At 69.4% G+C, this 13,239-nt stretch carries 12 protein-coding genes and 2 pseudogenes; 7 read left to right on the forward strand and 7 right to left on the reverse strand.

The genetic code is table 11. The features are described from left to right. Positions 1-1,015: 1,015 nt before the first annotated feature. A pseudogene (locus tag JK361_RS39940) lies at positions 1,016-1,614 on the forward strand (IS5 family transposase); the annotation flags it as partial. A 5-nt stretch (positions 1,615-1,619) separates the two neighbouring features. Here JK361_RS39940 and JK361_RS39945 read toward each other — a convergent pair. The 3 genes and pseudogenes from JK361_RS39945 to JK361_RS39955 form a co-directional block, all read right to left on the reverse strand. After that, positions 1,620-1,976, reverse strand: a pseudogene (locus JK361_RS39945) (transposase); the annotation flags it as partial. A 124-nt stretch (positions 1,977-2,100) separates the two neighbouring features. Further along, complete coding sequence (locus JK361_RS39950) at positions 2,101-3,147, reverse strand: ArsR/SmtB family transcription factor (RefSeq protein ID WP_201828025.1); 1,047 nt, start codon at positions 3,145-3,147, stop codon at positions 2,101-2,103. A 27-nt stretch (positions 3,148-3,174) separates the two neighbouring features. Then, on the reverse strand, positions 3,175-4,383 hold the full coding sequence (locus tag JK361_RS39955) for an amidohydrolase (protein ID WP_201828029.1): 1,209 nt from the start codon (positions 4,381-4,383) through the stop codon (positions 3,175-3,177). A gap of 233 nt (positions 4,384-4,616) precedes the next feature. On the opposite strand from JK361_RS39955, the gene JK361_RS39960 reads away from it, so the two are divergent. Continuing rightward, a complete protein-coding gene (locus JK361_RS39960) occupies positions 4,617-5,138 on the forward strand; it encodes a hypothetical protein (RefSeq protein WP_201828031.1) in 522 nt (173 codons plus the stop codon). A 361-nt stretch (positions 5,139-5,499) separates the two neighbouring features. Here the strand turns inward: JK361_RS39960 and JK361_RS39965 are convergent, their stop codons facing one another. Further along, the gene (locus tag JK361_RS39965; protein ID WP_201828033.1) at positions 5,500-6,165 is read right to left on the reverse strand and encodes a TetR/AcrR family transcriptional regulator; all 666 of its coding nucleotides are present in this window, start codon (positions 6,163-6,165) and stop codon (positions 5,500-5,502) included. A gap of 179 nt (positions 6,166-6,344) precedes the next feature. Between JK361_RS39965 and JK361_RS39970 the strand changes: the two genes are divergently transcribed. Then, positions 6,345-6,788, forward strand: coding sequence for a DUF3995 domain-containing protein (locus JK361_RS39970; RefSeq protein ID WP_201828037.1), 444 nt, complete (start codon positions 6,345-6,347; stop codon positions 6,786-6,788). 955 nt (positions 6,789-7,743) lie between these two features. On the opposite strand, the gene JK361_RS39980 is transcribed toward JK361_RS39970, so the two are convergent. Then, positions 7,744-8,904 carry an FUSC family protein gene (locus JK361_RS39980; protein WP_201828043.1) on the reverse strand — a complete coding sequence of 387 codons (1,161 nt, stop codon included), beginning with the start codon at positions 8,902-8,904 and terminating at the stop codon, positions 7,744-7,746. Between the two features lie 348 nt (positions 8,905-9,252). On the opposite strand from JK361_RS39980, the gene JK361_RS39985 reads away from it, so the two are divergent. Further along, positions 9,253-9,564: a hypothetical protein gene (locus JK361_RS39985; RefSeq protein WP_201828046.1), complete on the forward strand. Its 312-nt coding sequence runs from the start codon at positions 9,253-9,255 to the stop codon at positions 9,562-9,564. A gap of 1,106 nt (positions 9,565-10,670) precedes the next feature. On the opposite strand, the gene JK361_RS39990 is transcribed toward JK361_RS39985, so the two are convergent. Both JK361_RS39990 and JK361_RS39995 read right to left on the reverse strand, forming a co-directional pair. Then, positions 10,671-11,087 carry an SsgA family sporulation/cell division regulator gene (locus tag JK361_RS39990; RefSeq protein ID WP_201828049.1) on the reverse strand — a complete coding sequence of 139 codons (417 nt, stop codon included), beginning with the start codon at positions 11,085-11,087 and terminating at the stop codon, positions 10,671-10,673. A gap of 84 nt (positions 11,088-11,171) precedes the next feature. After that, the gene (locus JK361_RS39995) at positions 11,172-11,612 is read right to left on the reverse strand and encodes a hypothetical protein (protein ID WP_201828051.1); all 441 of its coding nucleotides are present in this window, start codon (positions 11,610-11,612) and stop codon (positions 11,172-11,174) included. Positions 11,613-11,729: 117 nt separating this feature from the next. On the opposite strand from JK361_RS39995, the gene JK361_RS40000 reads away from it, so the two are divergent. The 3 genes from JK361_RS40000 to JK361_RS42825 all read left to right on the forward strand — a co-directional run bounded on the left by JK361_RS40000 (position 11,730) and on the right by JK361_RS42825 (position 13,042). Further along, positions 11,730-11,891, forward strand: coding sequence for a hypothetical protein (locus JK361_RS40000; protein ID WP_201828054.1), 162 nt, complete (start codon positions 11,730-11,732; stop codon positions 11,889-11,891). A gap of 127 nt (positions 11,892-12,018) precedes the next feature. Continuing rightward, positions 12,019-12,735, forward strand: a complete 717-nt coding sequence (locus JK361_RS40005) for a transcriptional regulator (protein WP_372448789.1) — start codon at positions 12,019-12,021, stop codon at positions 12,733-12,735. 160 nt (positions 12,736-12,895) lie between these two features. Beyond that, the gene (locus tag JK361_RS42825) at positions 12,896-13,042 is read left to right on the forward strand and encodes a DUF6233 domain-containing protein (RefSeq protein ID WP_372448790.1); all 147 of its coding nucleotides are present in this window, start codon (positions 12,896-12,898) and stop codon (positions 13,040-13,042) included. The last annotated feature ends 197 nt before the right edge of the window (positions 13,043-13,239 follow it).

Consider the following 13,239-nt stretch of genomic DNA (forward strand, 5'->3'; position numbering starts at 1 on the left):
CTCGGCCGACCTAGTTGATCGTGCGACCTCGCGGAATGAGCTGAATGTACACACCACCGAACGTCAGTGACCATGGCCGACCTCGCTCCAGAACCTCACGCCCGTCTCCGAGCAAGCGATCCCGCACCTGATCTGCGGCATGCTTCAGGTGTTCCCATGCTCGCTCGTCGGAGCCAAAGGCCCTCCGTGACCGTTCCACAGATCCATACAAGGCCCTGACGGCCGCTGCGACATCAGTCACTATCTGGCCGGCGCTCCCCACGCCTTCCAGCGTCCACGACATCCACAGGGTCCATGCGCCTACCGTCGCACCGCTGCCCGGTAGTCGCAGCACTCCGTGCCCCAGCCGTGCCCGATCGTGCGGCGACAGAAGGGGAACCTCGGGGAGTGTCGGCCAACGGCCAACGAAGTCGTACGTCAGCGTTCAGCCAACTCAGTCGACGTCCGCATACGCGGTCTTCCAAACTGGTGCTCCAAGATCCGGGCAGCGCGCTTGACTGGGTCATTGAGACTCCGCCGATCGCCCGCACCTGTAGTGGCGTGGCCATACTCTGTAACGCTGACGCCCCGGACCTCGCTGTGTTGAGCAGAAGCGGGAAAGGGAAAGGTGCAAAGTGTCAGATATACTCTTTGTAGTGCTCTTATTACTGTCCCTCGTTGCACTTGACAGGAAAAATGAGGGCAGACCGCGCCTTTTTTACATCTGCCTCTCCTTCCTGACGCTCTATCTGGGGTTTGTCGTCCTCAATACGATCGTTAACTAGAGCCTACGAAACCTCAGCGACCTCCCCGCCCATGGTTCGCATCGAGGAGGCGTGGCATGGGCCCAGGGCCATGCCACTGTCGCGCCAGAACGGGCGGGGACTCACGGGGCTCGGGGTTCGCCGGAGTGAGTCCCGCCAGCACCCGCCCTAGGTGGTTAATCCGCTGGTCACGCCCGTGATCGCCTAACCTCGCTCCTAGGGCCTGTCCGACGGGTCGGTGACTGGCGTGGCGGTGGATCGTTCCCTCCCGTGTGGGGCGGGGTGATCCTACGGACGCGGAGTGGGCTCGGCTGGAGCCGCACCTTCCGAAGAATGTAGGGCGGGGCGGTCGGTGGCGGGATCACCGCGTAGTCATCAACGGCATTCTCTTCCGCCAGCGGACTGGCACGCCGTGACGAGACCTGCCTACGCGGTTCGGGAAATGGAAGACGGTGCATGACCGCCACCGGCGCTGGTCGGCGGCTGGCACATGAGATCGGATCCTTGAGCTGTCCAAGCTGACGCCGACGCGGAGGGGCGGATCGACTGGAGCGTTGTGAGCGTGGATTCCACCGTGTGCCGTGCCCACCAGCATGCCGCCGGGGCCCGTCACCGGTCGGCACCGGTGCCTGGACGCCGTAGGCGGCCAGTGCAGCACCGGCCTGACGAGGCGATGGGCCGCTCACGCGGCGGGCTTACCACCAAGATCCACCTGGCGAGTGACGGCGGATGCCGGCCACTGTCCATCCTGATCACGCCCGGACAGTGGGGTGACGCGCCGCAGTTGATCCCGGTTCTGGAACGTATCCGTGTCCCACGCCCGGCGGGCGGGCACCCGCGCACTCGCCCTGGCCATCTGTGCGGCGATAAGAGGTCCTAACAAAGGTGTCGGACGTGTCGGTGGGTGATCAGGCAGGTGGCGAGGCCGAGGAAGGCCTCGTGGATGTCGTCGCGTCGCTCCCAGCGGATCCGCAGTCGGCGGAAGCCGTGCAGCCAGGCGATCGTGCGCTCTACCACCCACCGGAAAACGCCCAGGCCAGAGCCATGTTCCACGCCCCCTTCGGCGATGACCGGGCGGATGCCGCGCTGCCGCAGGAGTCGGCGGTACTTGTCGTGGTCGTAACCGCGATCGGCGAGCAGGGCATCGGGTCTGCGTCTAGGCCGGCCGACGACGCCTGCGACGGCCGGAACCATGTCCAGCAGAGGCAGTAACTGGGTGACGTCGTTGCGATTTCGAGGATCTCACCCGCCCCCGCGACCAGCGGAGCGCGCCGCTCGCCACGCGCTCCACGTCAGCCAGGGCCGCAGTTCGCGGTGGCGGAGGATCGGGTACCGGGTCGTCAGGCCGCCGCCTCCTTCAGTACTGCAGGGCCGTGGCCACGTCCCTGCCGATGCGCTTGACCGCCGCGAGGTCGAGACCGTAGTGGACGTAGCGGCCGTTGCGTTCCACGCGCACGAGCCCCAGGTCGCGCAGGGTGCGAAGGTGACGGGAGACCTGGGGGCGAGTCATCGACAGCCGGTCCGCGAGGTCGGCCGTGGTCATCGCCTGGCGGGCGATGAGCCGGCACAGCCGAACCCGGCGAGGATCGGTGAGCGCCAGCATGCGGCTGCGGGCCAGGGTGACCCCGATCTCCGGGGCGTGCACCGGGAAGTGGACGACTGGTGGGAGCCCCGGTTCGTCCTTCACCAGCAGGTGCGGGGCGCCGTATCGGGTGGGGATGAGCAGGATCGGCGTACGGGCCGGGCTGATCACCGCGTGGTGCACCTTGTCGAAGACGACCCGCGACGGACCGGCCGGCCGTGCGCTGGACGGGCTGAGCGAGAGCAGGGCCGCCTCCGGTCCCTCGTCCGCGAGCCGCTGCCGCACGAGGTGCGCGGCACGGGCGAGCGCGGGCTCGGTCGTCGCCCACAGGTCGGCGAAGAAGACGCGGCGACACATGTCGAGGAAGGCGAGGATGTCGGTGCGCAGTTGCTCCGGGTCGCGCAGCAGGTCTTCGGCGAGGGTCGGGTGCGGTTCCGGCAGACCGGAGGCCGCCCGGCGCAGCGCGGCAGCCTGTGCCGGGTCGTGGAGCAGGCGGCTGAAGTCGAAGCCGCGGTAGCCGCTGGCACAGGTATGGGCGGTGAGTTCGGCGAACCGATCCGTCGTCAGTTCCGGCAGGGGGGCGTTCAGCCCCGGATAGAAGCCACGCCAACGCAGCGCCGTCCACAGCGGGGCGAAGCGACGCAGGCCGGCTCGGAACGCGGGCGGGGCGTCGCGGGTGGTCTCCTCGGCCCAGGGCGCGTGTTCGGTGTGGTGGGTGTGTTCTGTCAGGACGTGCAGGCATGCTGCCAGTTCCGCGAGCGGCGACACGGTGACGGTGAAGCGGTCGGGGGCGGCCCCTTCGAGGACGATCACGACCGGCATGACGGGAAGTGTAGGACCGCGGGCCGCTCACGTCAGCACCTCGGCTCCCGCAGCCACCTGTGCGAACTCCGCTCTCACGGCCGCCATCAGGTCCTCGTCCGTGAGCAGTTCGGCGACCACGCGGGCCAGACCGGTCGCCGCGATCTCGGTGCGGTCGTGGGCGAGCGAGGTCGCCGCCGCCTCACGCATCGCCTCGGAGTGGGCGGGCGTACCCGACTCGGCGATCTGGATGTACGGGTGGATCACCGGCAGAAGCTGCGAGAGGTTGCCGATGTCGGAGGAACCGGCGGGGCTGTCCGGACCGGCGGGCGCGATGTCCAGGCCCAGTGCGCGCACGGCCTGCCCGAACCGTTCGGCGAGCACGGTGCTGTCGCGGCGCTCCGCGTAGAGCGGTCCGGTCTCTGACACCTCGGCCGCGGTTCCGGTGGCCAGCGCCGCTCCCTCGGCGGCCGCGCGGACCCGCTCGATCAGGGCCCCGGCCGATACGGCCGTACGGTCCCGCACGTACAACTCCACGGCGGCGTGGGCGGGAACGACGTTCGGGGCTTGCCCGCCGTCCGTGACGACGCCGTGCAGGCGTGCTGTCGGCGGGACGAACTGCCGCAGCGCGTCGAGGGCGGTGAGGAACAACTGGGCGGCGGCCAGTGCGCTGCGGCCCTCCCACGGTGACTTCGCGGCGTGCGCACTCACGCCGGTGAAGGCGACGCGCAGGTGCGCCGCGGCCAGCGAGTGCTGGGTGGTGACGGAGCGGTCGGCCGGGTGGAACATCATCGCCGCGTCCACGCCCTCGAACACCCCGGCCTCGGCCAGCCGGACCTTGCCGGCACCGCCCATCTCCTCGCCGGGCGTGCCGATGACGGCGACCGTTCCCGGGTGCGACGGCAAGGCCCGTACGACGGCGATCGCGGCCGCGGCGCACCCGGCTGCGATGAGGTTGTGCCCGCAGCCGTGCCCGACGCCGGGCAGCGCGTCGTACTCCGCCAGGACGGTGACGTACGGGCCGGGCCGGCTGCCCTCGTGCACGGCCACGAACGCGGTGTCCATCCCGCCCACCGCCTCCGTCACGGCGAAGCCGGCTTCCGTGAGCCAGCGGGTCAGCGCCTCCTGGGCGTGGAACTCGGAGAACTTCAGCTCCGGCCGCGCGTGGATCGCCAGGCTCACCGCCTCCATGCGGTCACGCAGCGCGGCGAGTTCAGCGGCCAGGGTCCCCAGAGGGGGCGGCGCGGTGGTGGGCATGTGGACCTCCGTCGTACGGGTCGAGCACCGGAACGTACGGAATGAGCTGTCACGGTGTGCGTCGAGACTGCGGCAGCCGTCGCATCGTCTGCCCGCGATTACCGCGCCCCAGGTAACCCAGGCGGACTGCGCTCTCCGGACGGACAGGATGCCTCCGTAACGAAGTGAATCCAGGGGTGTCGGCCCGGGTCCTGGCGTTTGACTCGGGACGCCGAACGTTGTGGAGGGGGAGCATGGGCTCGGAACAGGGACGACAGGCCTCCGTGCGGGATCGCGCGGAGGCACTCGGTCTCGGCGAGGAGCGAGGAAGTTACGCCGTCGCAGGACTGTGGGGCGCCCTCGCACAGCTCGCACGGCGGTTCCTGGCAGGGGTGTTCGTCGCCTTGCTGGTCTGTCTGGTCGTCCTCTCGTCGGGATTCCAAAAGGGCGTCATCGCGACGGGAGCCGTGATGCTCTCACTGTTCGGTCTCACGCTGGCCTGGCGCGGTCTCAGCGCCAGGTTCGGGCTGCGCAGGTGCTACCTCTACACGCGCGGTCTGGTGGTCACCAGCACCTTTGGCCGAGTGCGCCATGTGGTGGCATGGACAGAGGTGACCGAGCTGAAGTGGATGTCCAACCTGACGCTCCTCCTGGCTTTCCACCGATTCGAGATCGAACGGCGCGGTGCCGGGCGCGTGGCGTTCCTGGCTCTCGGCATCAACCCTCAACTGGTGGATGCCCTGCAGACGCAGGCGGGAGCGAATGGTGTCCGCTGAGAGCGGACGGCGAAGCCGACGGCCCTTCCTCGAGTGACTGTCTTCGAAGCTCGGCCGTAGAGGAGCGGCTCGGTGACCACGCGGGGTGACGCTCGTTCGGCTGCACCGTGTTCCGGAGAGGCTGGCGGGCGCGATGAGAGACGCTGAGGCTCGGTTGCGTTTGCCGACCGGTCAGGAGCGTCGGATCCGCTTTCTGGCCGGGCCCGATGAAGAAACGTCCGTGCCTTTCATCGGCGAGGGAACGGCACCGTTCTGAGTGCGAAGACGCTCGGTGGCGCGGCATGCTGATGAGGATCTTTGAGTGCGTCGGTACCTCTGCGACCGTAGGGCGAATTCGCCTGGTCCGGAGAGATGACAGTGCTCATGCAGGGGAGCCGGAGCGTGTTGTCCACGTCGCGGACCGTGCTTCAGGCGCCCGTTGACCGTCGGCGGGTCCGCCCAGGGTGGGCGGCTCGGCCGGCGTGAGAATCATGGCGACCAGGTGGTCGAGCGCGGCTGAGCAGCCGGGATCGTGGAGTTGTGTCTCTGGGGCGAGGGTGGCTGCGGTCCGGCGCAGTTCGAGCCAGCCAAGGTAGGCGGCGTAGGCGGCGAGTGCTCGGTGGCGGGCGCCCTGCGGGTCGAAGCCCAGGTCGGTGAAGACCTCGGCCAGGAAGGCCAGTCGGGCCTCGGTGACCCTGGCGACCACCTTGGCGATGGCCGGGTGGCTGGTCTGCGTGGCGAGGGCGGGCTCCAGACCGGCGATCTCCTCGCTGCCCAGGGCCTCCGCGAACAGGGCGCGGGCCCGGGCCCAGGCGTCGTCCAGGGCTCGGACGGCCGCCACCACCTCGGTGGTGGCGCGCAGTTCCCAGGTCTCCAGGGCTGCCACCAGCAGGGCCTCCCGGTCGGCGAAGTGCCAGTAGAAGCTGCCGCGCGTGACGCCCAGCTCGCGCGCCAGCCGGTCCACCGCTACCGCTGCGACCCCGCCGCGGGCCAGCGCCCGCAACGCGGCCATCGTCCAGTCGTCCCTGCTGACTTTGCCCTTTCCCATGTTCCGTACACTACTGCACGGAACATCCGTACAGTAGTGTACGGAACTGTCTCGGAAGGGGTGGCGGGATGAACCTGGTGGCATGGGTGCTCGGACCGGCGGAGTGTGAGCAGGGGCCACGACGGCCGGGCGCTGTATCAACGGCATGTGCCGGCCTGGGAGTTCGGGCCACGGCTGCCGTGGCGAGTGCGGGTCTGCTGGCGGCTGGGGCCCTGCACGCGGTGTGGGTGTTCTCCCCCTGGCCGCTGGACTCGCGGGCCGAGTACGCGGCCGCCGTGGTGGGGGTGGAGGAGTCGCAGCTGCCGTCCCGCCCTCTGACGCTGGCCGTCGCGGGTCTGCTGGGCGTGGCCTCCTGGCTCGTCGTCACCGGCGCCAGGCCGGCGAACCGTCTGGCTGCCTCGCGCCTGGTCCGGAGCGGGCTGTGGACGATCTGCGGTGTGCTGTCGATGCGCGGGCTGGGTGGCCTGGTCGTCTCGGGCTTCGCCCTGGGCGAGGCGCCGGCCGAGTTCCGGCACTGGGACCTGCTGCTGTACTCCCCGCTGTGCATCGTCCTCGGCGGCTTGACCGGCTACGTGACAGCCCGGACCCGGCGCCGCCGCATCAGCCCTCGGAGCCAAGCCTGACCCACCCTGCCCGCCCTGAAGGGCCCGACAGGTCGAGGCGGATCAACAGGACACGCCCCAAGGCAGGAGGGCACAGTGAACCCGGAGAGGGGGAGCCGATCAGCGTTCACATAACTGCGGACATGATCGCGGTCCACCCCGCTCCTTGAACACCTCCCGGTCGCCGGCGACCGGGACGTCGTACCTCTGCAGAGCCATGTGATCGGTCTCGCCGGAGGTCAGCACCCGGCGCAGCGAGGCTTTCAGCGTCGCCTCCCCGTCGGCCTCCGGATCGGCGGGGTTGCCCGGGAAGACGTGGCGCTTGAGAACCCATCTCCGAACTTCCCCTGATCGGTTCCATCAGGGGTCGTCTGGCGGGGGATGTCGTGATCAGGTCCATGCCTGGGTAGCGGCCGATGACGAAGCCCGCAGCTTCGTAGACCGGCTTTCCGGTCTCGCTGGCGTGCAGTTGGATGTAGTGGATGCCGGCTTCGTGGAGCCAGTCGACCGACGTGATGCCGCAACAGGCCCGGGCGGACATGCCCATCCTCATCGGTTCGACCGGCGGCACCGAGCGGCACTCTCTGGTGCTCGAACATGCCCTGCGGCCAATGTTCTCGTACCTGCACGCGATCGTCTCGCCCCGGCCCGCCTACGCCGCGACCAGCGACTTCGTCACCCGGACAGGCGCCCGGGAGAACGCATCACCGCTGCCGCCGCCGACTTCAGCCGCCTGCTGCGCGCATGCGGACATCGTGCACATCGCAAGATGGTCGACGAGGACCTCGCCCCCATGCAACGGCTGCTGGGAGAGACATGACCGACGCGTCTACGCTGCGACCTCCAGCTTGCGCTTCGCGCGGGCTGCCGGCTGTTGTCGTGCCACCGATGCCCACCGCGCCGCGCCCGTCCTCTGCATTGACGTCTGGGTGGTGGGGAGCACGTGGCCCGGGGCTGCCATCCGGGGCGGGCTGGGTCAGTGCTTGTGTGCGTGGTCCAGGTCGCTCAGCAGCCTTTCCAGGTCTGTCATGAGTGAGCCGTAGACGTGCCATGCGCCTGGTTTGGTGAGTCGTCCCAAGCCGACCATGTCGGTGATGGCATGGTGCCAGGTGAGGGTCTCCTCGATCGCTGTCCGCAGCCGTTCGCGAGGGGAGGCGTCGGAGGTGTCTGCGATCAGGTGGGTTTCGACGGACCCCTGGACGGCCGCGGCGGCCAGGTGCAGGGCCTGGGAGTACCGGTCGAGGAACTGTTGCCCCAGATGGTGATCGGCGTGCCCGTCGTGGGCGCTGTCGGCCAGGGTGCGGGCGATTCCGCGGACCTGGATCGCTATGCCGCGCAGCACCTTGAACGCATCGCTCTCCGTGTGCGCCGTGTTCCTGCGTCGCGTGTGCGCGACGCAGCGCGTGTTCCAGCGCAGGCTCTCGTCGGCCTGCTGTATCTGCTGCTCCGCGTGCGTGAGCCGCTTGTCCAGGGCGCGGGCCTGGTGCAGCCAGCCGTAGCCCTTCAAGGAGAGCTGTCGCCGGGCGAGGCCGGATCCCATGTCGTGCAGCAGTGAACCCAAAGCATCGGCGAGGTCACGCAGAGCGGAGTCGGAGTCGTTCAGATACAGCGGAGGCAGCACCAGGGCGTTCACCGCGATGCCCGCGACCGCGCCGGTGAGCGTCTGCAGTACGGGGTAAAAGAGGTGGCCCATGGGATCGGTGGCGGTGGCGGTCAATGCGATCACCGCCGTAGAAGCGATCTGGAGACGGTCGTCGGCGGTGCGGCGGGGACCGGCCAGGACCGCGATGAGAGCGATGACCGTGACGGCGCCCGCGGTCGGTCCGAGAAGCCGCGCGGCCGCGAGGGCGATGATCAGACCGGCGATCCTCGCCCCTACGCTCTGCGCCGCTTTCCTCACCGACTCGTACACCGTGGAGGCATTGACCATGAGCACGGCTGTTGCGACGGCGAGGTAAGGCTGGTTCTGAGGGACCCACGGGGCGACGACTCCCCAGGTCAGCAGGGCCGCGATGACCGTCTTGACCCCGTGCACCACATGATCGGCGCGCTTGCCTCGGAACCGGCGGGCGAGGGCGCGTACCGGTGCGGTGACCGTCAGCGCCGTACGCTCCACAAAGATCGTTGAATCTTGCACGACATCGATAGTGGCATCGTTTGCCCTTTTTGGCCGTGACGCCGACCACGGTCCAAAACGGGGGGTGGTAACCGCCAGGATTGCCCCCCGCGGCGGGCGGCGCGCCGGAGTGCAGGGCTGCATGGCGGGCGGCCCGGCATGGGCGATCGCGGGCCGGGTCAGGCTGGAACGGCACGCGAGAGGCTACGCCGCGATCTGTCCGCTCCTCCCCGAGCGCGTGTTTTGTCTCACGGAGATAGTTTATTGTTCAACCATGCGGCGGGTGCGTATGTTCTCTAGCGCAGTGGCACCGGCGGGTTCCACCGTTCGCAGTGACCAGGCCGCCGGGCTGCCCAAGGAGGAAAGATCATGAAGAAGATCATGTCGCGTGTTGCGCGTGCGGGCGTCTCCGCGGCGCTCATCGGGGGTGCCCTGTGGGCGGCCGGTGGTTCCGCGACTGCCGCCCCGTTCCAGGCGGACGGGCACATCAAGGCGGTCGCCGACGACAGCCAAAACCTCCCCGGTCACCAAGACCGGAACAACGGCTCCGGGTGCGCCGGTCAGCCGCGGGGAGCGCACGACCGCCCTGACTCCTGGGTCGCCGACCAGCTGGCCATGTTCGACCCCTGGATCAGCGACCAGTTGGCCATGTTCGTGTCCGTCGGCGGCCACGGTCGGTAAGCCGTCACGGACGGGCGGGCTACGGCGTTGGTGCGCCCCCGCCTTCCGGCCCAGATTCCTGCCGCTGACCGCGTGCGGCCCCCGCGCCGGCCTGACGCACACGCCGCCACCGGCGACTGAGCGTGTAACGCCCCGGCGTGGGGGCCCGGCACTGGCGTCGGTCACCGTCGCGAGCCCCTTCGGCGTCAGCGGGGTCGACCGTCTCTGACAGCACCATCCGGCTGCGTGGAACACCGGCGCCCGATCCGCCGGCACAGGAGGCGCTGCGCTGCACGATCGTCGCGCCTGTCCATGCCCAGGCGCGGCATCCGGCCCTGAAGGCTATGGGCGGACTTCTCACGCCCGGGGAAAGCCGTGGCCTGGACCATATCGTGCGGGTTAGGCATCCCGGCGGTGCGCCCTTCGGAGGCGCCGCGGCCCTTCGCTCCGGCGCCGCCTGCATGGGCCTACCTCCCTCTGCTTCCGCCTGGCGTGCATGGTCGCGCCACCAACGGGGTGGCCCTGTCGGCGTGCCCGGCGGCGCATACGCCGGTAGATGGGGGGTAGATCCGTTTTCCTGTCACCGAGTTGGTGGCCGCCGGGATGTGGCCGCCGTGGCGTCGGGAGGGTCGGCCATTGCCTGTGCGTGCCCCCTTTTCAGGGCACGCCAAGGCCTCCTGCCGGGGCCTGAGACGTCGCGCCGAGGGGGACGGGGGCGGTTCGGCACCGGAGGTGAGCGCCTGTCAGGTGCGCGGCAGCCACGCGGGGTCGGTGTGGTTCGCCGCGGATCTGCTGGACGCAAGTGCAGTTGCTCGGGCTTGAAGGGCCTGGCGGTCCGATCGTCAGAGGGATGATGAGGAGCTGTGCCGGCAGGTGTGGGCTGCAGGCACAGCTCTGTACGAAATGCGGGGTGCTTGTGTACGGGCTGGCGTCGCCGCCTTTTCGGTCGGGCGGTTCCCGTTCGGAGGGACTCGCAGCCCGACAAGTGCTGGATGAAGACGGGTTGGAGTGAGCGGACTTGGTGCCGGATGCATGCTCGTCACGGGCGAACGATCACAGGTGCTTTCAAGGCCGGCCCGTCCGGCGGGCCCAGAACCTGACGCGGGCTTCATGACCGCCCGAGGGGCTCACGGTGTCCCGTTGAGGAATCGAGCGAGGTGGGTGTCGAGATCCAGGGCCTGGGTCTCTTCAGTAGTCGGCACGAGCCGGTATGTCGAGCGCACCCACTGCTCGACCTCCGGGAGCGAGGCCATGAGGTGGGCGGACCCGTGCGGGGACGACAGCAGGAGGTGTACGAGCGCCTCGGCGCCGGTTCCTGTGGGCCAGATGCGCACGTCGCCGGTTCCGGTCGGAGCCCGGGTCCCTTCGGCGAGAAGGTCGCGCGCGAACACCCACGGGATTAGGCCCTGGACGCTGTCGTGGAAGAGGAGTTGAACCGCGAGCGGGTCCTGCGATCTGTAGAGCAGATGGGTGGGCACGACTATCCGCACGCCCGGAAAGGTCTCGAGTTCCATGTCGAGCATGCGGTCAATGCAAGTGGTCATGGTTTCGACGCGTTTCAGGATCGGGGCGCACCGGACCGGGCGATAGTGACGCGTGCCCGGAACCGGCGCTCGCCATTTGTGGGGTCAGCGGAAGACACTGCCGTCGAAGCCGTGGCTGTCGCTGATCACGACGATCCACATGCCGTGGTCCCACCGGTAGAGGCGGTGACCGTCATAGTGGTGGTGGTGACCGTGCTTGCTGCTGTACCACACCCGGGCTTCCCGCTCCCGGTGGCGGGGTCCCTCGAAGCGCCGATCGCCGCGGTGGTCCCCGCGGTACTCGTTTCCGTCGTGGCGGCGGTCGTACCTACTCCGCTCGCTCAAGTCCGCTACGCCGCCGTGGTCATTCCGCTCTGTACGGCGGTCCGCGTGCGGTGCGGCGTCTGCGGTGTGAGAGACAACGGCATGGCCGGCGGGAGGATTCGCAGCAGCCGAGGCGGTGGTGCCCACGGCCAGCAACGTGCCGGCTGCTGCGGCGAGAGTAACGGCCGTGGTGACGGCGCGGCGTCCGAATGCGTGATTCATGGACTTTCTCCTTGATGTGCACCGTGGCCCTGTAGGGCCCGGGCAATGCCCCGGGGTTGTGGGGCGGGAGCGACATTACTCCCGTTCGGTTGAACATTGAACCAAAATTCGTGTGACATGATTCATGCCTTTCAGGCTCTTTTCCTGGTTCGCCGGGTATCGGTCGGCACCCTCTCCGGTCACGGTGTTGCCAGTGGCAGCAGGCAGAAGCCGGTGCAGCAGACCGCGGCGACCACCGACGGCCTCATGATCGATATCCACCGCTGGACGGCCGCCTGAGGGGCGCCCGCGCACTTTAAGACCAGGGTGCGCACGCACGGCTCCTGCCGCCCTGCCCGGCCTCATCGCCGACGCGCACCACGCCGTTGCCTCCCGCCGCAACCTCGACCAGGCCCGGCTGTCCGCCGTGTACAGCCTCGCCTCCGCCGTGCTCATCAAGCTCGGCTCCCACGACCGCGCCCGGCTCTCCGCGGACCGTGCCCGCACCTGGGCCGAGATCTCCGGCTCCCCGCTCGCAGCCGCGGCCGCAGCACGGGAACTGGCCATCGTGCTGCGCCACCAGGACCAACACGGCGCCGCTCAGCGCCTGATGTCCTCGGCAACCGACGGCCTGGAGGCGAGCAGCCTGCGCACCGAGGCGGCGGCCGCCGCCTACGCGCAGATGCTCTGCGCCCTGGCCTACACCGCCGCCCGAGCCGGGCAGCGCAGCGAGGCCCTGGCGATGACCGATGAGGCCCGCCGCGCCGCCCGCCGCCTGCCCCAGGTCGCTCCACCCGGCCGGCTGTTCGTGATCAGCCCGGCCGGCGTCGACCTGTATGCGGTGGGCGTGCATGGGGCACTCGGCGACGCCGGCGCCGCCCTGGACGCCGGAAAGAACCTGCGGCCCGAGCAGTTCCCGACCGCCGAGCGCAAGGCCCGCCTGGGCACTGACATGGCGCGTGCCTGGTGGGCCTGGCAACGGCCCGAACAGACCACCCGCGCACTCCTGGACGCCTATAGGGCCAGCCCCGGTGAGGTCCGCGACCGGCCCGCGATCCGACACATCGTCTCCGAACTCGCCGAACGACACCCGCGCACCAGCGGCGTACGCGAACTGCACGCCGCAGTGACACGGGCCAGCTGACGCTCCACGTCAAGGGACCGGGCCCTCTGCATGTCTTACGGGAGGGCCGCGGGCGATGTGCCTTCGTCGGTCCAGTCTCCGGTGAACAAGGGCGTCACCAGGGTGGGCATGCTGCGCGGGATCTCCGTCGTCCAGGGCGGCGAGGAGTCGCCCTCGGCGTATGTCCACGCCGGTGGCTGCTGGAACGCGGGCAGACGAAGCCGCGGCGTCGACCAGGACCGCGCTCCGGACGCTCGCTGAAGGCGTTCCCCCCTGCCCGCACTGCTGGCCGGACCAAGCACTCGGGCACCCAAGCGGTCCCCGCTAGGATCCGGTCCGGCCGCACCTCAGGCACTGCTCCTCGGACGGCGTCCAGTCGTCTTCTTCGCCACGGTCTTCTTGGCCGGCTGCTTCTTCGCGGCCGCCTTCTTCTTCGGCTTCGGCAGCTCGTGCACTTCGGCAGGCCCGGCGTCGTCACCACGGGACGCCCTGGCCTTCGACACCGATTCCTGCAGTGCGGCCATG

Source organism: Streptomyces musisoli, from assembly GCF_016741855.1.
In the GTDB taxonomy this organism is placed as follows: domain Bacteria; phylum Actinomycetota; class Actinomycetes; order Streptomycetales; family Streptomycetaceae; genus Streptomyces; species Streptomyces musisoli.